The following is a 23,328-nucleotide window of genomic DNA, read 5'->3' as shown; positions in this document are numbered from 1 at the left end:
CTGATAGGGAAAGATCAATCGATTATTCGATGATCTTGGCAACCACACCGGCGCCAACGGTACGACCACCTTCGCGGATAGCGAAGCGCAGGCCGTCTTCCATGGCGATCGGAGCGATCAGGGTGACAACCATTTTCACGTTGTCGCCCGGCATTACCATTTCAACGCCTTCCGGCAGCTCGCAGTTGCCGGTCACGTCGGTGGTACGGAAGTAGAACTGCGGACGGTAGCCCTTGAAGAACGGGGTGTGACGACCACCTTCTTCCTTGGACAGCACGTACACTTCGCACTCGAACTTGGTGTGCGGCTTGATGGTGCCCGGCTTGGCCAGAACCTGACCACGCTCTACGTCTTCACGCTTGGTGCCACGCAGCAGAACGCCGACGTTCTCACCAGCACGACCTTCGTCGAGCAGCTTGCGGAACATTTCAACGCCGGTGCAGGTGGTCTTGGTGGTCGCCTTGATACCGACGATTTCCACTTCTTCCTGAACCTTGACGATGCCACGCTCAACACGGCCAGTTACCACGGTGCCACGACCGGAGATCGAGAACACGTCTTCGATCGGCATCAGGAACGGCTGGTCGATTGCACGAACCGGCTCGGGGATGTACGAGTCCAGGGTCTCTACCAGCTTGCGCACGGCGGAAACGCCCATCTCGTTGTCGTCCTGGCCGTTCAGAGCCATCAGAGCGGAACCGATCACGATCGGGGTGTCGTCGCCCGGGAAGTCGTAGGTGTTCAGCAGATCGCGAACTTCCATTTCGACCAGTTCCAGCAGCTCGGCGTCGTCAACCATGTCGGCCTTGTTCAGGAACACGACAATGTAGGGAACGCCTACCTGACGGGACAGCAGGATGTGCTCGCGGGTCTGCGGCATGGGGCCGTCAGCAGCCGAGCAAACCAGGATCGCGCCGTCCATCTGGGCAGCACCGGTGATCATGTTCTTCACGTAGTCGGCGTGGCCCGGGCAGTCTACGTGAGCGTAGTGGCGTACCGGCGAGTCGTATTCAACGTGAGAGGTGTTGATGGTGATACCACGAGCCTTCTCTTCCGGCGCGTTGTCGATCTGGTCGAAAGCGCGAGCGGAGCCGCCCCAGGTATCGGAGCAGACCTTGGTCAGAGCAGCGGTCAGAGTGGTTTTACCGTGGTCAACGTGACCGATGGTGCCGACGTTAACGTGCGGCTTGTTACGCTCAAACTTTTCTTTAGCCATCTTGACCGCCTCCCGTAAGGAATTGAGAAAGTCACGTCACCATTAAAACAAAGGCAGATATTTTCATATCTGCCTTTGCGAGATGGAGCTCATGAGCGGATTTGAACCGCTGACCTCACCCTTACCAAGGGTGTGCTCTACCAGCTGAGCTACATGAGCAAGACATAAGCAACAAACTTGGAGCGGGTAGCGGGAATCGAACCCGCATCATCAGCTTGGAAGGCTGAGGTTCTACCACTGAACTATACCCGCGGAGCTTGAAGCTCACGCTTGAAACTGGTGGAGGGGGAAGGATTCGAACCTTCGAAGTCTGAGACGTCAGATTTACAGTCTGATCCCTTTGGCCGCTCGGGAACCCCTCCGAGTGAGGCGGCATTCTACAGCCTGCCACCGCGTTGTCAACTGTTTTTCTTTAAAAAACTTGAGCTTAGCTCTTCGACAACAACTTCCAGTGCTCCCTCTTTTCAGGTCACCCCTGTGAAGCGGGCGCCATTCTATTCAAACTATTGAGGGCTTGCAACGCTTTTGCACGGCATCGTTTGCTTTTGCAGCTCCGGAAAATCAGCAGACAGTTGGCGCACCAGGACGTCATCCACCAAACGGTTGCTTTCCGGAGCAATCTGCACCCAGTAATCGTGCTGCGACCGCGCCAGTTCGCGAATCAGCGCGTCATAACCCGCAGTCTTCAAGCGCTCCACGATACTGTCTGCGGAGTCCTTGCGCTGGAAGATCCCCAGCGAGATGCCGTCCGTGAGATCGCCCTCGGTAATGATGTAGCTGTCGATCTTGCGCGCCTGCAACTCGCGCAACTGCCACAACGACGCCTGACGCGAGGCCAGAGGCGGCAGATACACCCAGTAATCGACACCCGCGGCAGCATCAACCGTCTCTACGGAGGCCTGCACATCCAGACTCAGCAGCCGCTGCGCCAGCATACGTGCACGCTCTTCCGCCGGAAAACTCCCCAGGAACAGACAGGCCGATGTCGGCGCCGCCGATTTTTCCTCAACCTGCCGACGCTGCGGCGCCTCAGCCGATTCACTCAGCAGACGGATATTCTTCTGTTCACCGTGGAACAGACTGAGTGGCGCAACCTCCTTGGGACGAAGCGGCGCCTGCTGCTGATGCCAGACGTAATAGAAGACATTCAGGGCCAGCAAGAAGAGAAAGAACCAACGCATCGATCAGACTCACTCTATCGGACAGGCGAGCGCCAGACCGAGAAACACCAGATCCGGAAGCACCACGGCACGCGGGAGCTCGTCCCTTACCAGCTCGGCATCGCCGCCGGTCAAATACACCGCACACTCATCGCCCAGCAGACGACCGGCTAACTCGCATTGCTCGCGCACGAAGCCACGCAACATCAGAACGCAGCCCCGCTCCACGGCTTCAGAGGTTTCCTGGCCCGGCAACAGGTTCTGCAGAGCCTCATGAGCCGCCTCGTCGTCGTAGCGAATACGGCGCGTATGCGTCCTTAACTGGCTGCGCATCAACGGCATCCCGGGAGCGATGTAGCCCCCCATGTGGCGCCCGGATGCATCCACCAGGTCGGAGGTCACCGCCGTACCGAGATCGATCACCAGGCAACCACGACCTGCCAGGCAGTGCCCCGCCACCAATGCAAGCCAACGATCCATGCCGAGTCGCTGATACTCGTGGTATCCATTCACCACGCCACCAAGCTCTTTGGATGGGGCAGCGATCTGGACGGAGACGGGAAATACACTTTCGAGAAGACCACTCAGCGCATCGGTTTCCTGCTCACTACGCACACTCACCATACGGCAATAGCGAATCTCCAGAGCACTGCTCGCCTGCAGTTGAGCAAGCAGCGCCTGGTCGGAATCGGCAACGCCCCCCGCCACAGTTACCAGGTCGTGCTTTCTGACCACACGCCACTTGATCAGGCTATTACCGCAATCCAATTCAAGAATCATCAGACAACCTCAGGCTCAGCTCGCCTCCGCTGTAACGCTGCTCCTGCCCATCGACCAGAAGGCGCAAGGCGCCTCGCTCATCGATGCCCAACGCGCGCCCAACGATATTATTGGCGGCAGTGGACAGCGTGACCTGCCTCCCCTGCCAAAGATGAAGAGACTCCCACTCCTCGAGACTGGCGGAGAAGCCCTGCTCGCGGTGACGGGAAAGCACCAGGGAAAGCTCCGACTCCAGCGCCGCGAGCAGCGCATTGCGGTCGATCAGCACGCCCAGCGCCTCGCGCAACGAAGTCCAGGGCTGATCGATAGCCTCAGCCTTGCGCATATTCACATTGATGCCGACGCCAATCGCGACGCTGCAGATATCGGCCGGATCTCCAGTGAGTTCCAGCAATATGCCAGCGATCTTCTTGCCGCCGACCAGGACGTCGTTGGGCCACTTGAGCCCAACATCGGCAATCCCCAGAGAGCGAATGGCCCGCGCAACGGCGAGGCCCACAACAAGGCTCAGTCCTTCGAGCTCTTTCGCACCGCCTCGGACGGCAATGCCCAGGGTGTAATAAAGGTTGGCGCCGAATGGACTTTCCCATTGACGCCCACGTCTGCCACGACCAGCGGTCTGGCGCTCTGCCAGAATAGCGAACGGCGCAACCGCGCCCGCGGAGAGTCGCCGCAGCACTTCGGCGTTGGTCGAGTCGGTGGAGAAGAGCACATCCAGCGGCCAGGGACCGGAGTCCTTCCTGGGTGCGATGATGCTCAGCGGCTCCTCCAGGCGATAGCCACGGCCACGCACTCTCTGCACGACCATGCCATAGTCGCGCTCGAAACCCTCGAGGCGCTTCCAGACGGCACTCCGGCTCACGCCGAGCAGAGCACCGAGCTCTTCTCCCGAATGGAAGCGGCCATCGCTCAGCAATGTCAGCAAGGTCTGCATATCACCCCCGCAATATTCAGGCACGCATCATATAGAGGCATGCCGGACTTGCCTATGCAGCAAAGCGTCGGTTTTTTCCCGCGCGCAAAAGCAAAGCCCCCGACCAGCAGTGCTGATCAGGGGCTTTGGGATAGGTGCTTGACGATGACCTACTCTCACATGGGGAAACCCCACACTACCATCGGCGATGCATCGTTTCACTACTGAGTTCGGGATGGGATCAGGTGGTTCCAACGCTCTATGGTCGTCAAGCAATTCTTTCGGACGCTCGTGGCTTGCGCACACGCTCATCCCGATTCGGGTATGTGACAGGTAATTTGCGGTTCTCACGAACTTTCGGTTCGTTACGTCTTCACCGTACAACACGCAAATTGTTTGGGTGTTATATGGTCAAGCCTCACGGGCAATTAGTATCGGTTAGCTCAACGCCTCACAGCGCTTACACACCCGACCTATCAACGTCGTAGTCTTCGACGGCCCTTCAGGGGACTCAAGGTCCCAGTGAGATCTCATCTTGAGGCTAGTTTCCCGCTTAGATGCTTTCAGCGGTTATCTATTCCGAACATAGCTACCCGGCAATGCCACTGGCGTGACAACCGGAACACCAGAGGTTCGTCCACTCCGGTCCTCTCGTACTAGGAGCAGCCCCTCTCAAATCTCAAACGTCCACGGCAGATAGGGACCGAACTGTCTCACGACGTTCTAAACCCAGCTCGCGTACCACTTTAAATGGCGAACAGCCATACCCTTGGGACCGGCTTCAGCCCCAGGATGTGATGAGCCGACATCGAGGTGCCAAACACCGCCGTCGATATGAACTCTTGGGCGGTATCAGCCTGTTATCCCCGGAGTACCTTTTATCCGTTGAGCGATGGCCCTTCCATACAGAACCACCGGATCACTAAGACCTACTTTCGTACCTGCTCGACGTGTCTGTCTCGCAGTCAAGCGCGCTTTTGCCTTTATACTCTGCGACCGATTTCCGACCGGTCTGAGCGCACCTTCGTACTCCTCCGTTACTCTTTAGGAGGAGACCGCCCCAGTCAAACTGCCCACCATACACTGTCCTCGATCCGGATGACGGACCAGAGTTAGAACCTCAAGCATGCCAGGGTGGTATTTCAAGGATGGCTCCACGCGAACTGGCGTCCACGCTTCAAAGCCTCCCACCTATCCTACACAAGCAGGCTCAAAGTCCAGTGCAAAGCTACAGTAAAGGTTCACGGGGTCTTTCCGTCTAGCCGCGGATACACTGCATCTTCACAGCGATTTCAATTTCACTGAGTCTCGGGTGGAGACAGCGCCGCCATCGTTACGCCATTCGTGCAGGTCGGAACTTACCCGACAAGGAATTTCGCTACCTTAGGACCGTTATAGTTACGGCCGCCGTTTACCGGGGCTTCGATCAAGAGCTTCGCTTTCGCTAACCCCATCAATTAACCTTCCGGCACCGGGCAGGCGTCACACCCTATACGTCCACTTTCGTGTTTGCAGAGTGCTGTGTTTTTAATAAACAGTCGCAGCGGCCTGGTATCTTCGACCGACATGGGCTTACGCAGTAAATGCTTCACCCTCATCGGCGCACCTTCTCCCGAAGTTACGGTGCCATTTTGCCTAGTTCCTTCACCCGAGTTCTCTCAAGCGCCTTGGTATTCTCTACCCAACCACCTGTGTCGGTTTGGGGTACGGTTCCTAGTTACCTGAAGCTTAGAAGCTTTTCCTGGAAGCATGGCATCAACCACTTCGCTCTCTAAAAGAAAGCTCGTCATCAGCTCTCGGCCTTGAACACCCGGATTTGCCTAAGTGTTCGGCCTACCACCTTAAACTTGGACAACCAACGCCAAGCTGGCCTAGCCTTCTCCGTCCCTCCATCGCAGTAACTAGAAGTACAGGAATATTAACCTGTTTCCCATCGACTACGCTCTTCAGCCTCGCCTTAGGGACCGACTAACCCTGCGTCGATTAACGTTGCGCAGGAACCCTTGGTCTTTCGGCGTGGGAGTTTTTCACTCCCATTGTCGTTACTCATGTCAGCATTCGCACTTCTGATACCTCCAGTCAAGCTTCTCAACTCACCTTCACAGGCTTACAGAACGCTCCTCTACCGCGCATCTTGCGATGCACCCGTAGCTTCGGTGTATGGTTTGAGCCCCGTTACATCTTCCGCGCAGGCCGACTCGACTAGTGAGCTATTACGCTTTCTTTAAAGGGTGGCTGCTTCTAAGCCAACCTCCTAGCTGTCTAAGCCTTCCCACATCGTTTACCACTTAACCATAACTTTGGGACCTTAGCTGACGGTCTGGGTTGTTTCCCTTTTCACGACGGACGTTAGCACCCGCCGTGTGTCTCCCACGCTGACACTTCCAGGTATTCGGAGTTTGCATCGGTTTGGTAAGTCGGGATGACCCCCTAGCCGAAACAGTGCTCTACCCCCTGGAGTGATACGTGAGGCGCTACCTAAATAGCTTTCGAGGAGAACCAGCTATCTCCGAGCTTGATTAGCCTTTCACTCCGATCCACAAGTCATCCCCTGCCTTTTCAACGGAAGTGGGTTCGGTCCTCCAGTCAGTGTTACCTAACCTTCAACCTGCTCATGGATAGATCGCCCGGTTTCGGGTCTATACCCAGCGACTAATTCGCCCTATTAAGACTCGCTTTCGCTACGCCTTCCCTATTCGGTTAAGCTCGCCACTGAATATAAGTCGCTGACCCATTATACAAAAGGTACGCAGTCACCTAACAAGTAGGCTCCCACTGCTTGTACGCATACGGTTTCAGGTTCTATTTCACTCCCCTCTCCGGGGTTCTTTTCGCCTTTCCCTCACGGTACTGGTTCACTATCGGTCAGTCAGTAGTATTTAGCCTTGGAGGATGGTCCCCCCATATTCAGACAAAGTTTCTCGTGCTCCGTCCTACTCGATTTCACTTCAAAGAACCTTTCACATACGGGGCTATCACCCACTATGGCCGCACTTTCCAGAGCGTTCTGTTAGATTCAAAGAAGCTTAAGGGCTAGTCCCCGTTCGCTCGCCACTACTAAGGGAATCTCGGTTGATTTCTTTTCCTCAGGGTACTTAGATGTTTCAGTTCCCCTGGTTCGCCTCTTGCACCTATGGATTCAGTACAAGATACCTGGGTTATCCCAGGTGGGTTTCCCCATTCAGAGATCTCCGGATCAAAGTCTGTTTGCCGACTCCCCGAAGCTTATCGCAGGCTACCACGTCTTTCATCGCCTCTGACTGCCAAGGCATCCACCGTATGCGCTTCTTCACTTGACCATATAACCCCAAGCAATCTGGTTATTGTCTCGAACGTGAAGACGACATTCGCCGAAAATTCGCGCTTGAACTCGCAAATTTTACCTTGACTTGAATAATCACCAGTGAAAGAGATTATTCAGTCTACTTCTATCACATACCCAAATTTTTAAAGAACGGTTCTGGCACAAAGACCAGACAGCAAGGTTCGTTCACCGAACATTCCTGTCTGAGCTTTCGACGATTAATGGTGGAGCCAAGGAGGATCGAACTCCTGACCTCCTGCGTGCAAAGCAGGCGCTCTCCCAGCTGAGCTATGGCCCCATCGGATCAGCAGCACACCACAACAATTGGTGGGTCTGGGCAGATTCGAACTGCCGACCTCACCCTTATCAGGGGTGCGCTCTAACCAACTGAGCTACAGACCCAATCGTTCGGGCTTTGGCAGCTTGTCGACCTCACCCGCTCTCTATCCAAGAGCCGGGGGCGCGCTCAAACCAACCGAGCAGCAAACCTATCGTCTAACCAGTGAATCAAGCAATTCGTGTGGGAGCTTATGAAGAAGCTGAGATCTTCGATTAAGGAGGTGATCCAGCCGCAGGTTCCCCTACGGCTACCTTGTTACGACTTCACCCCAGTCATGAATCACTCCGTGGTAACCGTCCCCCTTGCGGTTAGACTAGCTACTTCTGGAGCAACCCACTCCCATGGTGTGACGGGCGGTGTGTACAAGGCCCGGGAACGTATTCACCGTGACATTCTGATTCACGATTACTAGCGATTCCGACTTCACGCAGTCGAGTTGCAGACTGCGATCCGGACTACGATCGGTTTTATGGGATTAGCTCCACCTCGCGGCTTGGCAACCCTCTGTACCGACCATTGTAGCACGTGTGTAGCCCTGGCCGTAAGGGCCATGATGACTTGACGTCATCCCCACCTTCCTCCGGTTTGTCACCGGCAGTCTCCTTAGAGTGCCCACCATAACGTGCTGGTAACTAAGGACAAGGGTTGCGCTCGTTACGGGACTTAACCCAACATCTCACGACACGAGCTGACGACAGCCATGCAGCACCTGTGTTCCGATTCCCGAAGGCACTCCCGCATCTCTGCAGGATTCCGGACATGTCAAGGCCAGGTAAGGTTCTTCGCGTTGCTTCGAATTAAACCACATGCTCCACCGCTTGTGCGGGCCCCCGTCAATTCATTTGAGTTTTAACCTTGCGGCCGTACTCCCCAGGCGGTCGACTTATCGCGTTAGCTGCGCCACTAAGATCTCAAGGATCCCAACGGCTAGTCGACATCGTTTACGGCGTGGACTACCAGGGTATCTAATCCTGTTTGCTCCCCACGCTTTCGCACCTCAGTGTCAGTATCAGTCCAGGTGGTCGCCTTCGCCACTGGTGTTCCTTCCTATATCTACGCATTTCACCGCTACACAGGAAATTCCACCACCCTCTACCGTACTCTAGTCAGGCAGTTATGGATGCAGTTCCCAGGTTGAGCCCGGGGATTTCACATCCATCTTACCAAACCACCTACGCGCGCTTTACGCCCAGTAATTCCGATTAACGCTTGCACCCTTCGTATTACCGCGGCTGCTGGCACGAAGTTAGCCGGTGCTTATTCTGTTGGTAACGTCAAAACAGCAAGGTATTAACTTACTGCCCTTCCTCCCAACTTAAAGTGCTTTACAATCCGAAGACCTTCTTCACACACGCGGCATGGCTGGATCAGGCTTTCGCCCATTGTCCAATATTCCCCACTGCTGCCTCCCGTAGGAGTCTGGACCGTGTCTCAGTTCCAGTGTGACTGATCATCCTCTCAGACCAGTTACGGATCGTCGCCTTGGTAGGCCTTTACCCCACCAACTAGCTAATCCGACCTAGGCTCATCTGATAGCGCAAGGCCCGAAGGTCCCCTGCTTTCTCCCGTAGGACGTATGCGGTATTAGCGTTCCTTTCGAAACGTTGTCCCCCACTACCAGGCAGATTCCTAGGCATTACTCACCCGTCCGCCGCTGAATCATGGAGCAAGCTCCACTCATCCGCTCGACTTGCATGTGTTAGGCCTGCCGCCAGCGTTCAATCTGAGCCATGATCAAACTCTTCAGTTCAATACTGCTTGGGTTTTGCGAAAACCCTAAACTTGGCTCAGCAATCGCATGCTCAATTTAATGAGCTAAAACTCTCGAATTCACGAGTGTTACTTGCGTTGCTGATAATCAGTCGATCATCAGTCTTACATCACAAGCACCCACACGAATTGCTTGATTCGACTTGTTAAAGAGCAGTTGGTTAAGGCTTTCGTCTCAACCGAGGCGCGCATTCTACGCTAACCTCTCTTTCCGTCAAGCTTTATTTTTCGAAAATTTCTTTTCTACTCAATCGCTTGTGCTTCTGCGAAGGAAGCCTTCTCATCAGCGGGAGGCGCATTCTACAGCGATCAAACTCGCTGTCAAGCACCTCGATGATCTTCTTTCAACCGCTGCCGGAGCGGCGAGCTGAAAGCGGCAAGTGACTCACTTGCCTGACCACCACCCTCAACTAGAATCACTGTAAGTGCTTGATTTTCAAGCTCTTTCAGCGCTTCGTCGCTGGGAGTGGTGCGCATTATAGGGACTTGAAACGACCCGTCAACGACTTTTTCAAACTTTCTTACTCGGCCACCAAGGAGACGCGAGCAAAGGCTTTCTTGCCGGCCTGGACAACATGAACAGCGCCAATCTTGAAGACGAAGCTGCGATCCACGACCTCCCCGTCTACGCGCACACCGCTAGACGACAGCAGGTCGCGAGCAACCGCGGAGTTCTTCACCAGGCCCGCCTTATTAAGGACAGCGCCGATCGGCAGGTCTTCCGCCGCAGCAACTTCCACTTCCGGCAGGTCTGCCGGCAGTTCGCCATCCTTCAGGCGGTTACCCGCGGACTTGTGCGCCGAAGCGGCCGCCTCCTCGCCATGAAAGCGAGCCACGATCTCTTCGGCCAGCTTGATCTTGATGTCACGCGGATTGGCACCCGAGTCGACGTCTTTCTTGAAGTCCTCGATCTCTTCCATAGAACGGAAGCTCAGCAGCTCGAAGTAACGCCACATCAGGGTATCCGGGATGGAAACCAGCTTGCTGTACATGACGCCCGGCGCTTCCTGGATGCCAATGTAGTTGCCCAGGGACTTGGACATCTTCTTCACGCCGTCCAGGCCTTCCAGCAGCGGCATGGTCAGGATGCACTGCGGCTCCTGATCGTAGGCACGCTGCAGTTCCCGCCCCATCAGCAGGTTGAACTTCTGGTCAGTGCCACCCAACTCGACATCGGCGCGCAGCGCGACGGAGTCGTAGCCCTGAACCAGCGGATAAAGGAACTCGTGGATAGCGATGGACTGATTGCTGGCATAGCGTTTGCTGAAATCATCGCGTTCCAGCATGCGAGCAACGGTGTACTGGGAAGCCAGGCGGATGAAATCAGCGGGGGAAAGCTGGTCCATCCAGGTGGAATTGAAGGCTACCTCGGTCTTTGCGGGGTCGAGAATCTTGAAGACCTGAGCCTTGTAGGTCTCGGCGTTCTCGAGAACCTGCTCGCGAGTGAGGGGTGGACGGGTAACACTTTTCCCACTGGGGTCACCGATCATCCCAGTGAAGTCACCGATCAGGAAGATCACCTGGTGCCCCAGCTCCTGGAACTGGCGCAGCTTATTAATAAGAACAGTGTGACCGAGGTGCAGATCGGGGGCGGTCGGGTCGAATCCGGCCTTGATACGCAGGGGCTGGCCGCGCTTGAGCTTTTCGATCAGCTCGGCTTCCACGAGAATTTCGTCTGCTCCGCGCTGGATCAGCGCCAGCTGCTCTTCGACCGACTTCATTGCAGGTTCCTGTACGTTGCGAATTACGAAAGGGAACCAACGATACAAGAACAGGCACTAAAAACAAGTTTTGCCCGGCGCCAGAGGACAGTACGCCAGATCTCCGTCAGCAGGGTTGCCTCTGAAGGAATTTGGTTATATTTTAGGCAGTTATTTCACATTCCCAAAACACCACTCACGCCATGACGCAATCCAATCAGAAAGCGCCGTACTACCCGAAGAGCCATCTGCTGGCCGCAAGCGGTGTAGCAGCGCTCCTCAGCCTGGCTCTGCTGGTGTTCCCCTCGGCCGAGGTCGAGGCGAAGAAGACCACGCTCAATCTGGAGCTGGACAGCGGTACCGACCGCATCACTCAGGAAAAAGACGATCTTCGACCCAATCCGGTCACGGAAGACGACGATTCTTCTCCTTTTGTACAGATAGAAGGCTCGTCCGATAACCAGAACAGCGCCGGAAAAGACGCGGACAAGAAGAACGATCTCGCCGACTCGAACCAGCAACCCTCCCCCTCCGCTTCCGCAGAACCTGCGTGGAAAAGCGTGACTGTGGGCAAGGGCGACACTCTTTCCAACGTGTTCGCGAAGGCCGGCCTGCCGGCGAACGCCGTGCACGACGTGCTTGCCGCCAACAAGAGCGCCAAGCAGTTCACCCGCCTGGATGTCGGCCAGGAGGTGGACTTCCTCATTGACGCCAAGGGCGACCTGCAGGGCCTGAAGATCAAGCGCAACGACCTGGAGACCATCAGCCTGAGCAAATCCGCCAGGGGCTATGACTTCAAGCGCGACGTGGTCAAACCCTCGGTGCACGCCAACTATGCCCACGGCCGCATCGACAGCTCGTTGTTCGTTGCCGGCCGGAATGCCGGACTGTCGCACGACCTGATCATGTCGATGGCCAGCATCCTGGGCTACGACATTGACTTCGCCCAGGATATTCGCGAAGGCGATTCGTTCGACGTGATCTACGAGTCCCAGCAAGTGCAGGGCAAGCAGGTCGGTACCGGAAGCATCCTCGCCGTACGCTTCGTCAACCGTGGCAAGCCATACACCGCGGTGCGCTACACCAACAAACAGGGCAACACCAGCTACCTGCGCGCCGACGGCACCAGCATACGCAAGGCGTTCATCCGTACGCCGGTGGACTTCGCCCGCATCAGCTCGCGCTTCTCGATCGGGCGTTTCCACCCCGTCCTGAACAAGATTCGTGCACACAAAGGCGTCGACTACGCAGCGCCGACCGGCACGCCGATCAAGGCGACCGGCGACGGCAAGATCCTCGAGGCCGGCCGCAAGGGCGGTTATGGCAACGCCGTGGTGATCCAGCACGGTCAGCGCTATCGCACCGTGTACGGCCACATGAGTCGTTTCGCCAAGGGCATCCGTTCGGGTGTGGCGGTGAAGCAGGGCCAGATCATCGGTTACGTCGGCATGACCGGCCTCGCCACCGGCCCGCACCTGCATTACGAGTTCCAGGTCAACGGCAAGCACGTCGACCCGCTGAGCGCCAAGCTGCCGACGGCCGATCCGCTGAGCGGCCAGGAGCGCAAGCGTTTCCTGGCTCAGGCCCAACCGCTGATCGCGCGCATGGACCAGGAGAAGGCGACTTTCCTGGCCCTGAACAAGCGCTGAGCCATGCCGCTCTATCTAGGGGTGATGTCCGGCACCAGTCTCGACGGGCTGGACATCGCCCTGGTCGAGCAAGGCGAGCAGACCACCCTGCTCGCCTCCCACTACCTCCCCATGCCTGCGGCCCTTCGTGCCGACCTCCTGGCGCTCTGCTCCTCCGGCCCCGATGAAATCGCCCGCTCTGCCCTGGCGGAGAATCACTGGGTACGCCTGGCCGCGCAGGGAATTCATGAGCTCCTTTCCCGCGAAGGCCTCAACGCCAGCGCCATTCGCGCCATTGGCAGCCACGGGCAGACAATCCGCCATGAGCCGCAACTGGGCTTCACGGTACAGATCGGCAACCCTGCCCTGCTCGCCGAGCTCACCGGTGTCGACGTAGTCGCCGACTTTCGCCGCCGCGACGTGGCTGCCGGCGGCCAGGGTGCCCCCCTGGTTCCGGCATTCCACCAGGCCCTGTTTGGCCGGGACAGCCGCGAGTGCGCGATCCTCAATATCGGCGGATTCAGCAACGTCTCACTGTTAACGCCCGGCAAGCCGGTTCGCGGCTTCGACTGCGGGCCTGGCAACGTGTTGCTGGACGCCTGGATCCAGGAGCAACGCGGCGAACCCTATGACCGTGACGGCGCCTGGGCGGGCAGTGGCTCGATCGATTCGATGCTGCTGCAGAAGATGCTCGCGGACGACTTCTTCGCCGCCCGTGGACCGAAGAGTACCGGGCGCGAACGCTTCAATCTGGACTGGCTGAACACGATCCTGGCCCATCACGGCGCCGTGAAGGTCGAGGATGTGCAGGCAACCCTGCTGGAACTCACCGCCCACAGCATCGCCGAGTCCCTGCTGGACGCCCAGCCCAACTGCCAGGAAGTGGTGGTCTGCGGCGGCGGCGCCTTCAACGCCACGCTGATGCAGAGTCTTGCCGCGCACCTGCCTGGCGCCAGCGTCATCAGCAGCATCGATCGCGGGGTACCGCCGGAGTGGATGGAGGCGATGGCCTTCGCCTGGCTGGCCCATCGCTTCCTCGAACGCCTGCCGGGCAACTGCGCGGAAGTCACCGCGGCGCGAGGTCCACGCATCCTCGGCGCGCTCTATCCCGCCTGAATCGGCCGCACAAACGAAAACGCCGCGCAATTGCGCGGCGTTTTCGTGATTACGGCATCAGATCGAGAAGGACTGGCCGCAGCCGCAGGTGGTCGCTGCATTCGGGTTCTTGATGACGAACCGCGAACCTTCGAGGCCTTCCTGGTAGTCCACTTCCGCACCGGCGAGGTACTGGAAGCTCATCGGGTCGACCACGAGGCTGACACCATCGCGCTCGACGATGGTGTCGTCGTCCGCGGTGTCCTCATCGAAGGTGAACCCGTACTGGAAGCCCGAGCAGCCACCGCCCGTGACGAACACCCGCAGCTTCAGTCGCGGATTACCTTCTTCGTCGATCAGGTTCTTCACCTTGGTCGCAGCGCCGTGGGAAAACACCAGCGGGGTGGGGGTGAAGGTTTCGATGGTCATGGTGACAACTCTCCCGGCCGAAGCCGTACGTTACAACATTGCGGGCTATTATCCGCTTACCCCAGAAAAACGGTCAACTAATCCGACTCATCCTTTGGTGCAGATCAATCGAGCGCTCCTTGGGGCGATCGTTCCTTACGGCAACAGCGCGACGTTGGACAGGCCCAGGTGCTCGTCCAGGCCGAACAGGATGTTCATGTTCTGGATCGCCTGGCCGGACGCGCCCTTCACCAGGTTGTCGATCACCGACAGGATCACCACCAGGTCGCCGCCCTGGGGACGGTGCACAGCGATGCGGCAGACGTTGGCGCCGCGCACGCTGCGGGTTTCCGGATGACTGCCGGCCGGCATCACGTCGACGAAAGGCTCGCTGGCATAGCGCTCCTCGTAGAGCTTCTGCAAATCGACGCCACGATCAGCGACGCGTGCGTACAGGGTCGCGTGGATGCCACGGATCATCGGAGTCAGGTGCGGCACGAAGGTCAGACCGACGTCGCCCTTGGCCGCGCGGCGCAGGCCCTGGCTGATTTCCGGCAGGTGACGGTGGCCCTTGACCGAGTAGGCCATCATGCTTTCACCGGCTTCGCAGAACAGCGAGCCGACTTTGGCGCCACGACCGGCGCCGCTGACGCCGGACTTGCAGTCGGCGATCAGTTGGCTGGTGTCGGCCAGGCCGTTCTCCAGCAACGGGATGAAGCCGAGCTGGGTAGCGGTCGGGTAGCAACCGGGCACAGCGATTAGACGTGCGGACTTGATCGCCTCGCGGTTCACTTCCGGCAGGCCGTAGACGGCCTCGGGCAGCAGCTCAGGCGCACCGTGGGGCTGGCCGTACCACTTGGCCCATTCTTCTGCGTCCTGCAGGCGGAAGTCGGCGGACAGGTCGATCACCCGGGTGCCGGTGGCCAGCAGTTCGCCAGCCAGTGCATGCGCCACGCCGTGGGGGGTGGCGAAGAACACCACATCGCACTCGCCCAGACGCTTCACGTCCGGCACGCTGAAGGCCAGGCCGTCATAGTGGCCTCGCAGGTTCGGGTACATGTCGGCGACTTTCACGCCCTCCTCGGAACGCGAGGTAATCACCTCGACGTGCGCCTGGGGATGCTGTGCCAGCAGGCGCAGCAGTTCCACGCCCGTATAACCCGTACCACCTACGATACCGACCTTGATCATCTGCCTGTCACTCCACCTATGGGGCCAAATTCAGGGGCACCCATGATATGAGCCACTGTCCCCGCTGAACAGAGCGAATCCGCCTAGGTTTGGGACCCTTTGGTCGGCGACAGGGTTTCCTGCATCTGACGGGCCAGCGCGTGGTAGATGGGCAGCGGGTTGATGCGCGCGGAGATGCCGCTGGCCAGCAGGGTGGCGGCGAGGATCGGGATCAGCATGTCCGGGCTGTGGGACATCTCCACGGTGATCACCGTGGCGGTCAGCGGCGTGCGCGTCACCCCGGCAAGGTAGGCGGACATCCCCAGCAACCCCACCGCTGGGAGGCTCGCGCCGGGAATCAACGGCGCCAGCCAGGGCGCCAGGCTGGCGCCGACGGTGAGCGACGGGGAGAACAGGCCGCCGGGAATTCCGGCGATATAGGAAACCACGTTGGCGATGAACTTCCACAGCAGGAAGTCATGCTCCACCACCGGCTGGCCTTCGAGGATCGAGCGAGTCTCCGCATAGCCGGTGCCGAACACATGATGCCCCGAAAGCAGACCCAGCAGCGCCAGCAGCAGGCCACAGGCGGCGGCGAAACGAATCGGCCAGCGCCCGCGCCAGCGGCTGATGAAGCTCAGCGGGCCGCGCCGGGCCGGCAGGACCAACCGGCAGTAAATGCCGCCCAGCAATCCGCCGAGCAGCCCGCAGGCCCCCACCGCGATCCAGGCCGGCCCCAGTGGCATGCTTTCGGAGAGCCGGCCGAAGTAGCTGTAGCTGCCCATCAGCCCGAGCGTCACCATGCCGCCCAGCAACACGGCGGTAAGCACCAGCCCACTGAAGCGCTGCTCGAAGGTGCGGCTCATTTCCTCGATGGCGAACACCACGCCGCCCAGGGGCGTATTGAAGGCCGCGGCGATGCCCGCTGCGCCACCGGCGATGATCAGGCCGGAGATCGTGTGCTTGTCGTACAGCCCGAGACGACGGCCGAAGGAATACATCAGCGCGGCGCCGATGTGCACGGTCGGCCCCTCACGGCCCGCCGACGCCCCGACCAGCAGTGCCAGCAAGGTCACGAACAGCTTGCCCAGCGCAATCGGCAGCGACAGCAACTCATTGCGGATGCGGCTGCTGCGTTGCCCCAGAGCGACTATCACCTGGGGAATGCCGCTACCCCGGGTGTTCTTCAGCGCACCCTGGGTCACCCACGCCAGCCCCGCGAAACCGAGCGGGCAGATCAGCCAGGGCCACCATTGGTTCTGCGCGACCACCCAGCGAAAGGTCGCGCTGGCCAGGTCCGCCAGATGCGCGAAGGCCAGCGCCACCAGCCCGACCAGCAGGGCCCCGGCCCAGAACGCCAGACTTCGCCGCCACTGACGCACCTGCGGGTGTCGCGCCAACGAACGGCGGGGGGCGACGTGGGGTGAAGCATCGGCTGCGGGTGCGGCGGGGCTCTCGGGCGGCGTCGGTTCGGACATGAGCTGCGGGCCTGGCATCTTCCGGATGCCATGCGGCATGCGCGACAACGCGCCACGCACGGGATAAAGCACTGACACCCCCAGTGTAATAGACGCAGGGATGACGCCATTGCAGCGCGCCACTACTATCGGCTCATCGCCGATTCGAGGAAGTCCCGATGCTGTACCTGTGGCTCAAAGCCTTTCACATCATTGCCGTGATCTGCTGGTTCGCCGGCCTCTTCTATCTGCCGCGCCTGTTCGTCTACCACGCCATGAGCGAGGACGCCGCCAGCCGCGAGCGTTTCTGCGTGATGGAGCGCAAGCTCTACCGCGGCATCATGGGCCCCTCGATGATCCTCACCATCGTCCTCGGCGCCTGGATGCTCTACCTCAATCCCGCCTGGCTCAGCCAGGGCTGGATGCACACCAAACTCACCCTGGTCGTGCTGCTGATCGGCTACCACCATGCCTGCGGGGCCATGCTCAAACGCTTCGCCCGCGGCGAAAACGCCCGCAGCCATGTGTTCTACCGTTGGTTCAACGAAGTGCCGGTGCTGTTCCTGATCGCCATCGTGATCCTGGTGGTCGTCAAACCTTTCTGACCCGACAAGGAGACTGTCATGTCCCTGCCCACCCTGCTCGACCGCCGCCTGCGCGTTCCCCTGGTAGCGGCGCCGATGTTCCTGGTGTCCACCCCACAACTGGTGCTGGCCTGCTGCAAGGGCGGCATCGTCGGCAGCTTCCCGGCGCTGAACCAGCGCGAAAGCAGCGGCTTCAAGGCCTGGCTGGAAGAAATCGAGGCCGGGCTGGCCGCCGCCCCCAAGGCCGCGCCCTATGCGGTGAACCTCATCGTCCACCACAGCAACCCGCGCCTGCAGGCGGACCTGGCGCTCTGCGTGGAGCATCGCGTGCCCATCGTCATCACCAGCCTGGGCGCCGTGCGCGAAGTGGTGGATGCGGTGCACAGCTATGGCGGACTGGTGTTCCATGACGTCACCACCCGCCGCCATGCCGAGAAAGCCGCGGAGGCCGGCGTCGACGGCCTGATCGCGGTCGCCGCCGGCGCCGGTGGCCATGCCGGTACCTGGAGCCCCTTCGCGCTGGTCGCGGAGATCCGCCAGTTCTTCGACAAGACCCTGTTGCTGGCGGGCTGCATCAACCACGGCCATGAGATTCTCGCCGCGCAGATCCTCGGCGCCGACCTCGCCTACCTCGGCACCCGTTTCATCGCCACCCGCGAAAGCAACGCGTCCACCGACTACAAGAGGATGCTCCTCGAAGCCCGCGCCGCCGACATCATCCATACCCCTGCGGTGTCCGGCGTGCCGGCCAGCTTCATGCGCCAGAGCCTGGAGTCCGCCGGCTTCGACATGAAGCGCCTGACCGACAAGGCCGACGTCAACTATGGCGAGAAGCTCAAGCCGGTCAGCGACGAGGCCAAGGCCTGGAAGACCGTCTGGTCGGCCGGCCAGGGCGTCGGCAATATTCACGACTTGCCGTCGGTGGAGGAACTGATCGGGCGACTCGACAACGAGTACCGCCAGGCCCTGGCCCGCAGCACGACGCTGCCCGGCCAACTGCTGGTCTGACCAGCGCCACCGCTCACCGATATGTGCCTCGGGGCCGCTTGTTGGCCCCAAACGGCGCGATTACGCTGTATCGATATCACCACAGCCCACTGACAAGGATGCCCCGATGGACCAAGCCCGCTTCAAGATCGTGTTCGACGGCACGCTGATGCCGCAGACCCCGATGGAGACCGCCAAGGAGAATCTCGCCCGCCTGTTCAAGAGCGACACGTCGAAGATCGACGCGCTGTTCAGCGGCAAACCCGTGGTGCTCAAGCGCGACCTCTCCGACGACGAAGCCGACAAGTACCTCCGCGCCCTGCACGGCGCGGGCGCCAACGCTCGCAAGGAAGCCGACGGCAAGGTGGGGCTGAGTCTGGTCGAGACCGACGATCATCCCAGCGAAGCGACACTCGCCAGCCGCGCCGCCGCCGAAGCGGCCGACGGCGACCAGATGACCTGCCCCAAATGCGGGCATGTGCAGCCCAGGTCCGGCGAGTGCAGCGCATGCGGCATCATCATCGAGAAGTACCTTGCCCGGCAGGCGGAATTGGCGGCCACCGGCGCAGCCCCCACCGCAAGCGCTCCCGGCAACGTCGCCTCGGCGACGGCCAACTCCCCCTACGCACCGCCCCAGGCCAACGTGAGCGATGAGCTGCCGGAGTACGGCGAACTGAACATCCGCAGCCTGTCCGGCCGGATCGGCCGCGTCCGCTACCTCGGCTGGTCCGCCGCGCTGTCCTTGATCTGCTTCGCGGCCTACCTGGTCGCCAGCCTGCTGCTGGCCGTCTCGCTGCCCCTCGGGGTCGTCGCCCTCGCCGTGGTGGTCATCGCCGCCGCGGTCTTCAGCGTGCCCATCGGTGTACAGCGACTGCATGACCTCGGCTGGTCCGGCTGGCTCTGGCTGGCCTTGCTGGTGCCATTCGTCAACGCGGTACTGAGCCTGGTGATGCTGTTCATGCCCGGCGAGCAGACCGCCAACCGCTACGGCCCGCCGCCGCCGCCCAACAGCACCAGCGTCAAGGTCCTGGCCTTCACCTGGCTGCTATTCCCAGTCGTTGCCGGTATTCTCGCCGCCATCGCGCTGCCCGCTTATCAGCAGTACGTCGAGCGCGCCCAGGCCACCCAGTACCAATCGGCCGAGCCGGACGCCGCCGCCACGGCAGAACCGTCGGACGAGTTCAACAGTGGCGACACCGAAGGCGCCGACTCCGACGACGAAAGCAGCACCGAACAGTAATGCAACAACCCGTGGCGGGCGTGGTCGAACGCCACCCTCGCCACAGAGACCTCTGAATGCCTCGTTTTGCCCTCATCACCGGCGCCTCCAGCGGTATCGGCCTGGCGCTGGCCGAAGCCCTCGCCCGGCGCGGCCAGGCACTCATCCTGGTGGCCCGCCAGCGCGATGCGCTGGAGACCGCTGCCTGCGAATTGTCGCAACGCTTCGGGGTGGAGGTACTGTTCCGCGCCTGCGACCTGTCCGAACCGCTACAGATATCGGGCCTGCTGCACGAGCTGGAGCAGAGCGGGAGACAGATCGAGCTGCTGGTGAACAACGCCGGCATCGGCTCCTCCGGTGCCTTCGTCGACCAGGACTGGTCCCGCGAGCAGGAACTGCTGGAACTCAATGTCCTGGCCCTGGCGCGGCTCTGCCACGGCATCGGCGCCATGATGGAGCGCAGCGGTGGCGGGCAGATTCTCAATGTCGCCTCGGTGGTCGGCCTGCTGCCCGGTCCGTGGATGAGCAGCTACTACGCCAGCAAGGCGTTCGTCCTGCACTTCTCCGAGGGACTGCGCGAGGAACTGCGCGGCCGCGGCATCAAGGTTTCCGTGCTGTGCCCCGGCCCGACCCATACCGCTTTCTTCCGCAATGCGAACCTGCGGACCGCTCGCTTCGACGGCAGCAAGCTGATGATGTCGCCCGAGGAAGTCGCCTTCCGCACCGTCAGGGCCTTGCGTCGGGCGCCGGCGATCATCATTCCAGGCTGGCGCAACCGCCTGATGGCGTTGGCCGTGCGCCTGCTGCCGCGCTGGGCCGTGCGCAAGCTGGCCGGCCGCCTCAACCGCATGGCGCTGGCCGGCTGAACCGCACTCAGTCGGCGCGCACCGTACGGCCATCGGCCCACGCCCGCAGCTCGGCCAATTCCTCGGCCATCACCACCGACAGCGGCGCCGTTCGGCGGATCTCTTCCAGCAGCAACGGCTGATCCACCGACTTCTGCCGCGCCTGCGCCGCGTAGAAGGCGCCGACCACCGCCTGTTCGATCTCCGCACCGGAAAACCCGTCGGCGGCATCGGCCAATATGTCCAGCTCGAACTGCGCCACGTCCAGCTCGCGGCGGCTCAGGTGGATGCGGAAGATATCCATGCGCACGTCGCGCTCCGGCAGATCGACGAAGAACAACTCATCGAAGCGCCCCTTGCGCACCAGCTCCGGCGGCAGGCGATCGATGGCGTTGGCCGTGGCCACCATGAACACCAGTGCCTTGCGCTCAGCCATCCAGGTCAACAGGGTGGCCAGCACGCGCTGGCTGACGCCGTTGTCCTGGTCGCCGGTGGCCACGCCTTTCTCGATCTCGTCCACCCAAAGCACGCAGGGCGCCATGCTGTCGGCCAGGCGCAACGCCTCGCGCAGGTTGCGTTCGGTCTCGCCGAAGTATTTGTTGTACAGGCTGCCGAAGTCCAGGCGCAGCAGCGGCAGCCCCCAGAGCCCGGCCACCGCCCTGGCCGCCAGGCTCTTGCCGCCACCCTGCACGCCGACCAGCAGCACACCCTTGGGCAGGTCCTTGTCCTTGCTCTCGGTGAAGGCGCTCTGCCGTTCGCCGAGCCAGCGCTTGAGGTTCGCCAGCCCGCCGACCTCGGCGAAGCGCGCGGTGTCATGCTCGAAGCCGAGCACGCCATCGAGATTGAGCAGCTCGAACTTGGTGCGATTGAGTTCCGGCAGGTCTTCCTGGGTGATCGCCCCGTCGTTGCAGATCACGCCCCGCGCCAGCAAGCGGGCCTCGCCATGAGTCAGCCCCCGCAGGTTCTTCACCACCTGCCGCAGGGTCCGGTTGTCCGTGCGCACCCGCGCCCCGCTGTGGCGTTCGCTCCAGCGCGCGGCTTCCTCGCGGACAATGCCGAGCAGCTCGTCTTCGGAGGGCAGCGACAGCGCGAAGCGCGCGGCGAAGCGCTGGACTTCCGCAGGCAGCTTCAGGGCATGGGACACCAGCATCAGCGTGGGCTTGAACGTCCCCTCGGCCATCGCCACTTCCTTGAGCAGGCGAACCGCGCGGGGATTGTCCTCGAGGTAGGGATGCAGGTCGCAGAGTACGTAGAGGGTCGGCTGCGGGTCAGCCTTGATCAGCCGCAGCGCGGTTTCCGCCTCGCGGCTGTCGCCCTCGCCGTCCGGCTCACCGCCGAAGCCCAGGCGCCGCAAACCCTCGGTCGCCGACCAGAGTCGCAGGTCGAGTCCGCGGCGCACTGCCAGGCCGGTCAGGGTTTCCAGTACCCGGGGTTCGTCCCAGGACTCGATCACGATCAGTTTGACCCTGGAATCGAGCACCAGGCCCAGGTCATGGATATCGTTCTGCACGCTGGCTCCTTGCGAATGCCGCCACGAATCTGGGCGGTACGGGTCACGGCCGCTAAACTGCTGTTCCACCCACCTGATCGGAGGAACGTCCGTGGACTGTTTGTTCTGCAAGATCGTCGCCGGGGACATTCCCGCGCGCAAGCTCTATGAAGATGACCAGGTAATCGCCTTCCACGACATCGGCCCGCAGGCGCCAGTGCACTTCCTGGTAATCCCGAAGAAGCACATCTCGACCCTCAACGACCTGCAGGAAGCGGACAAGCCGCTGGCCGGCCACATCCTCTTCACCGCCCAGCGCCTGGCGAAGGAGCAGGGGTGCGACGAAGGCTTCCGCGTGGTGATGAACTGCAACGACCTGGGCGGGCAGACCGTGCACCACATCCATATGCACGTGCTTGGCCAGCGCCAGATGCACTGGCCTCCGGGTTGACGAACGGGCGCCGAAGCTCTTTGCGCGCACCACGGCAAGACCTGTCATCCGCCATCCGGTAAACTGCCGGTCGAATGTTTTTTCCGACAGGTGCGCCATGTCCGCCGACCGTCACTACTCCCCCGCCGACCGTTTCCTGCTGCAGGCCGATGCCGCCTTGCGCACCCTGCTGCCCTTCAGCGGTCATCCGGGCCGCCCCTCGCCCGCCGTCGTCCAGCCGGACGCCGAGCTCAGCGAAACCGATGCCCGCCATGTCGCCGGACTGATGCGTATCAACCATACCGGTGAAGTCTGCGCCCAGGCGCTTTACCAGGGGCAGGCGCTGACCGCGAAGCTGCCGCAGGTACGCAAGGCGATGGAAGAAGCCGCCGACGAGGAAGTCGACCACCTGGCCTGGTGCGAGCAGCGTATCCGCGAACTGGGCAGCCGGCCGAGCGTGCTGAATCCGCTGTTCTATGGCCTGTCGTTCGGTGTCGGCGCCGCCGCCGGGCTGATCAGCGACCGCATCAGCCTCGGCTTCGTCGCCGCCACCGAAGACCAGGTATGCAAGCACCTCGACGAACACCTGGCCGAGATTCCCGTCGGGGACCAGAAGTCCCGCGCCATCCTCGAACAGATGCGCGTCGACGAAGAACAGCACGCCACCAGCGCCATCGAAGCCGGCGGCCTGCGCTTCCCGGCGCCGGTGAAGTTCGGCATGACCCTGCTGTCGAAGGTGATGACCAAGTCCACCTATCGGATTTGAGCGGTTTCAGGCGATCAGCATGGCGCCGGCACCTTCGCGCTTGCCTGCGGCCGATAGTTTGCCACCT

The 23,328-nt window shown here is 60.8% G+C and carries 18 protein-coding genes, 5 tRNA genes and 3 rRNA genes; 8 read left to right on the top strand and 18 right to left on the bottom strand.

Going from position 1 to position 23,328, the window contains the following annotated elements:
* Window positions 1-22: 22 nt before the first annotated feature.
* The 14 genes from tuf to tyrS all read right to left on the bottom strand — a co-directional run bounded on the left by tuf (window position 23) and on the right by tyrS (window position 11,204).
* Window positions 23-1,216 carry an elongation factor Tu gene (tuf, locus tag H681_RS02735; protein ID WP_015475308.1) on the bottom strand — a complete coding sequence of 398 codons (1,194 nt, stop codon included), beginning with the start codon at window positions 1,214-1,216 and terminating at the stop codon, window positions 23-25.
* Between the two features lie 83 nt (window positions 1,217-1,299).
* Window positions 1,300-1,375: transfer RNA gene (locus tag H681_RS02730), tRNA-Thr, on the bottom strand.
* 19 nt (window positions 1,376-1,394) lie between these two features.
* A tRNA-Gly gene (locus H681_RS02725) sits at window positions 1,395-1,468 on the bottom strand.
* Window positions 1,469-1,493: 25 nt separating this feature from the next.
* A tRNA-Tyr gene (locus tag H681_RS02720) sits at window positions 1,494-1,578 on the bottom strand.
* Between the two features lie 141 nt (window positions 1,579-1,719).
* The gene (locus tag H681_RS02715; RefSeq protein ID WP_015475307.1) at window positions 1,720-2,397 is read right to left on the bottom strand and encodes an SPOR domain-containing protein; all 678 of its coding nucleotides are present in this window, start codon (window positions 2,395-2,397) and stop codon (window positions 1,720-1,722) included.
* 9 nt (window positions 2,398-2,406) lie between these two features.
* Complete coding sequence (locus H681_RS02710) at window positions 2,407-3,156, bottom strand: pantothenate kinase (protein WP_015475306.1); 750 nt, start codon at window positions 3,154-3,156, stop codon at window positions 2,407-2,409.
* Complete coding sequence (gene birA, locus H681_RS02705; RefSeq protein ID WP_015475305.1) at window positions 3,146-4,090, bottom strand: bifunctional biotin--[acetyl-CoA-carboxylase] ligase/biotin operon repressor BirA; 945 nt, start codon at window positions 4,088-4,090, stop codon at window positions 3,146-3,148. Before birA ends, H681_RS02710 begins: the two co-directional genes overlap by 11 nt.
* 136 nt (window positions 4,091-4,226) lie before the next feature.
* A 5S ribosomal RNA gene (gene rrf / locus H681_RS02700) occupies window positions 4,227-4,342 on the bottom strand.
* A 134-nt stretch (window positions 4,343-4,476) separates the two neighbouring features.
* Window positions 4,477-7,368: ribosomal RNA gene (locus H681_RS02695) — 23S ribosomal RNA — on the bottom strand.
* A 227-nt stretch (window positions 7,369-7,595) separates the two neighbouring features.
* Window positions 7,596-7,671 (bottom strand) — tRNA-Ala (locus H681_RS02690).
* 27 nt (window positions 7,672-7,698) lie between these two features.
* Window positions 7,699-7,775, bottom strand: a tRNA-Ile gene (locus H681_RS02685).
* A 151-nt stretch (window positions 7,776-7,926) separates the two neighbouring features.
* A 16S ribosomal RNA gene (locus H681_RS02680) occupies window positions 7,927-9,463 on the bottom strand.
* The 16S, 23S and 5S rRNA genes sit together here with 2 tRNA genes alongside, the layout of an rRNA operon.
* A 341-nt stretch (window positions 9,464-9,804) precedes the next feature.
* Window positions 9,805-9,960, bottom strand: coding sequence for a hypothetical protein (locus tag H681_RS26295; protein ID WP_157883292.1), 156 nt, complete (start codon window positions 9,958-9,960; stop codon window positions 9,805-9,807).
* A gap of 44 nt (window positions 9,961-10,004) precedes the next feature.
* Complete coding sequence (tyrS, locus tag H681_RS02675; RefSeq protein WP_015475304.1) at window positions 10,005-11,204, bottom strand: tyrosine--tRNA ligase; 1,200 nt, start codon at window positions 11,202-11,204, stop codon at window positions 10,005-10,007.
* A gap of 182 nt (window positions 11,205-11,386) precedes the next feature.
* Between tyrS and H681_RS02670 the strand changes: the two genes are divergently transcribed.
* Window positions 11,387-12,832, top strand: a complete 1,446-nt coding sequence (locus H681_RS02670; RefSeq protein ID WP_041711693.1) for a peptidoglycan DD-metalloendopeptidase family protein — start codon at window positions 11,387-11,389, stop codon at window positions 12,830-12,832.
* 3 nt (window positions 12,833-12,835) lie between these two features.
* Window positions 12,836-13,927 (top strand): anhydro-N-acetylmuramic acid kinase, encoded by a 1,092-nt coding sequence (locus H681_RS02665; protein ID WP_015475301.1) that lies wholly within the window; start codon window positions 12,836-12,838, stop codon window positions 13,925-13,927.
* A 57-nt stretch (window positions 13,928-13,984) separates the two neighbouring features.
* Here H681_RS02665 and erpA read toward each other — a convergent pair whose 3' ends face one another.
* The 3 genes from erpA to H681_RS02650 all read right to left on the bottom strand — a co-directional run bounded on the left by erpA (window position 13,985) and on the right by H681_RS02650 (window position 16,962).
* On the bottom strand, window positions 13,985-14,335 hold the full coding sequence (erpA, locus tag H681_RS02660; RefSeq protein WP_015475300.1) for an iron-sulfur cluster insertion protein ErpA: 351 nt from the start codon (window positions 14,333-14,335) through the stop codon (window positions 13,985-13,987).
* A gap of 135 nt (window positions 14,336-14,470) precedes the next feature.
* Window positions 14,471-15,505 (bottom strand): N-acetyl-gamma-glutamyl-phosphate reductase, encoded by a 1,035-nt coding sequence (gene argC, locus H681_RS02655; RefSeq protein ID WP_015475299.1) that lies wholly within the window; start codon window positions 15,503-15,505, stop codon window positions 14,471-14,473.
* 83 nt (window positions 15,506-15,588) lie between these two features.
* Window positions 15,589-16,962, bottom strand: coding sequence for a chloride channel protein (locus H681_RS02650; protein WP_041711692.1), 1,374 nt, complete (start codon window positions 16,960-16,962; stop codon window positions 15,589-15,591).
* 161 nt (window positions 16,963-17,123) lie between these two features.
* On the opposite strand from H681_RS02650, the gene hemJ reads away from it, so the two are divergent.
* The 4 genes from hemJ (at window position 17,124) to H681_RS02630 (ending at window position 20,597) form a co-directional block, all read left to right on the top strand.
* Entirely contained in the window at window positions 17,124-17,546 is a 423-nt protein-coding gene (hemJ, locus tag H681_RS02645; RefSeq protein WP_177324593.1) for a protoporphyrinogen oxidase HemJ, read from the top strand.
* Window positions 17,547-17,564: 18 nt separating this feature from the next.
* Entirely contained in the window at window positions 17,565-18,533 is a 969-nt protein-coding gene (locus H681_RS02640) for an NAD(P)H-dependent flavin oxidoreductase (protein WP_015475296.1), read from the top strand.
* Window positions 18,534-18,639: 106 nt separating this feature from the next.
* Entirely contained in the window at window positions 18,640-19,752 is a 1,113-nt protein-coding gene (locus H681_RS02635; RefSeq protein ID WP_015475295.1) for a DUF805 domain-containing protein, read from the top strand.
* Window positions 19,753-19,808: 56 nt separating this feature from the next.
* The gene (locus tag H681_RS02630) at window positions 19,809-20,597 is read left to right on the top strand and encodes an SDR family NAD(P)-dependent oxidoreductase (protein WP_015475294.1); all 789 of its coding nucleotides are present in this window, start codon (window positions 19,809-19,811) and stop codon (window positions 20,595-20,597) included.
* A 7-nt stretch (window positions 20,598-20,604) separates the two neighbouring features.
* On the opposite strand, the gene H681_RS02625 is transcribed toward H681_RS02630, so the two are convergent.
* Window positions 20,605-22,086 (bottom strand): AAA family ATPase, encoded by a 1,482-nt coding sequence (locus H681_RS02625; RefSeq protein WP_015475293.1) that lies wholly within the window; start codon window positions 22,084-22,086, stop codon window positions 20,605-20,607.
* A gap of 91 nt (window positions 22,087-22,177) precedes the next feature.
* Here H681_RS02625 and H681_RS02620 point away from each other — a divergent pair, with 91 nt between their 5' ends.
* Together H681_RS02620 and coq7 are read left to right on the top strand one after the other, a co-directional pair.
* A complete protein-coding gene (locus H681_RS02620; RefSeq protein ID WP_015475292.1) occupies window positions 22,178-22,516 on the top strand; it encodes a histidine triad nucleotide-binding protein in 339 nt (112 codons plus the stop codon).
* A 97-nt stretch (window positions 22,517-22,613) separates the two neighbouring features.
* A complete protein-coding gene (coq7, locus tag H681_RS02615) occupies window positions 22,614-23,261 on the top strand; it encodes a 2-polyprenyl-3-methyl-6-methoxy-1,4-benzoquinone monooxygenase (protein ID WP_015475291.1) in 648 nt (215 codons plus the stop codon).
* The last annotated feature ends 67 nt before the right edge of the window (window positions 23,262-23,328 follow it).

Source organism: Pseudomonas sp. ATCC 13867 (genome assembly GCF_000349845.1).
Taxonomy (GTDB): domain Bacteria; phylum Pseudomonadota; class Gammaproteobacteria; order Pseudomonadales; family Pseudomonadaceae; genus Pseudomonas.
Note: the sequence above shows the minus strand (reverse complement) of the source record. Positions and strands in the feature narration are given on the sequence as shown.

Bases quoted from the DNA above. Each gene is read 5' to 3' on its own strand.
- tuf (WP_015475308.1), bottom strand. From the start codon at position 1,216: ATGGCTAAAGAAAAGTTTGAGCGTAACAAGCCGCACGTTAACGTCGGC.
- H681_RS02635 (WP_015475295.1), top strand. From the start codon at position 18,640: ATGGACCAAGCCCGCTTCAAGATCGTGTTCGACGGCACGCTGATGCCG.
- H681_RS02650 (WP_041711692.1), bottom strand. From the start codon at position 16,962: ATGTCCGAACCGACGCCGCCCGAGAGCCCCGCCGCACCCGCAGCCGAT.
- argC (WP_015475299.1), bottom strand. From the start codon at position 15,505: ATGATCAAGGTCGGTATCGTAGGTGGTACGGGTTATACGGGCGTGGAA.
- H681_RS02715 (WP_015475307.1), bottom strand. From the start codon at position 2,397: ATGCGTTGGTTCTTTCTCTTCTTGCTGGCCCTGAATGTCTTCTATTAC.
- H681_RS02670 (WP_041711693.1), top strand. From the start codon at position 11,387: ATGACGCAATCCAATCAGAAAGCGCCGTACTACCCGAAGAGCCATCTG.
- H681_RS02630 (WP_015475294.1), top strand. From the start codon at position 19,809: ATGCCTCGTTTTGCCCTCATCACCGGCGCCTCCAGCGGTATCGGCCTG.
- coq7 (WP_015475291.1), top strand. From the start codon at position 22,614: ATGTCCGCCGACCGTCACTACTCCCCCGCCGACCGTTTCCTGCTGCAG.
- tyrS (WP_015475304.1), bottom strand. From the start codon at position 11,204: ATGAAGTCGGTCGAAGAGCAGCTGGCGCTGATCCAGCGCGGAGCAGAC.
- H681_RS02665 (WP_015475301.1), top strand. From the start codon at position 12,836: ATGCCGCTCTATCTAGGGGTGATGTCCGGCACCAGTCTCGACGGGCTG.
- H681_RS26295 (WP_157883292.1), bottom strand. From the start codon at position 9,960: ATGCGCACCACTCCCAGCGACGAAGCGCTGAAAGAGCTTGAAAATCAA.
- birA (WP_015475305.1), bottom strand. From the start codon at position 4,090: ATGCAGACCTTGCTGACATTGCTGAGCGATGGCCGCTTCCATTCGGGA.
- H681_RS02640 (WP_015475296.1), top strand. From the start codon at position 17,565: ATGTCCCTGCCCACCCTGCTCGACCGCCGCCTGCGCGTTCCCCTGGTA.
- erpA (WP_015475300.1), bottom strand. From the start codon at position 14,335: ATGACCATCGAAACCTTCACCCCCACCCCGCTGGTGTTTTCCCACGGC.
- H681_RS02710 (WP_015475306.1), bottom strand. From the start codon at position 3,156: ATGATTCTTGAATTGGATTGCGGTAATAGCCTGATCAAGTGGCGTGTG.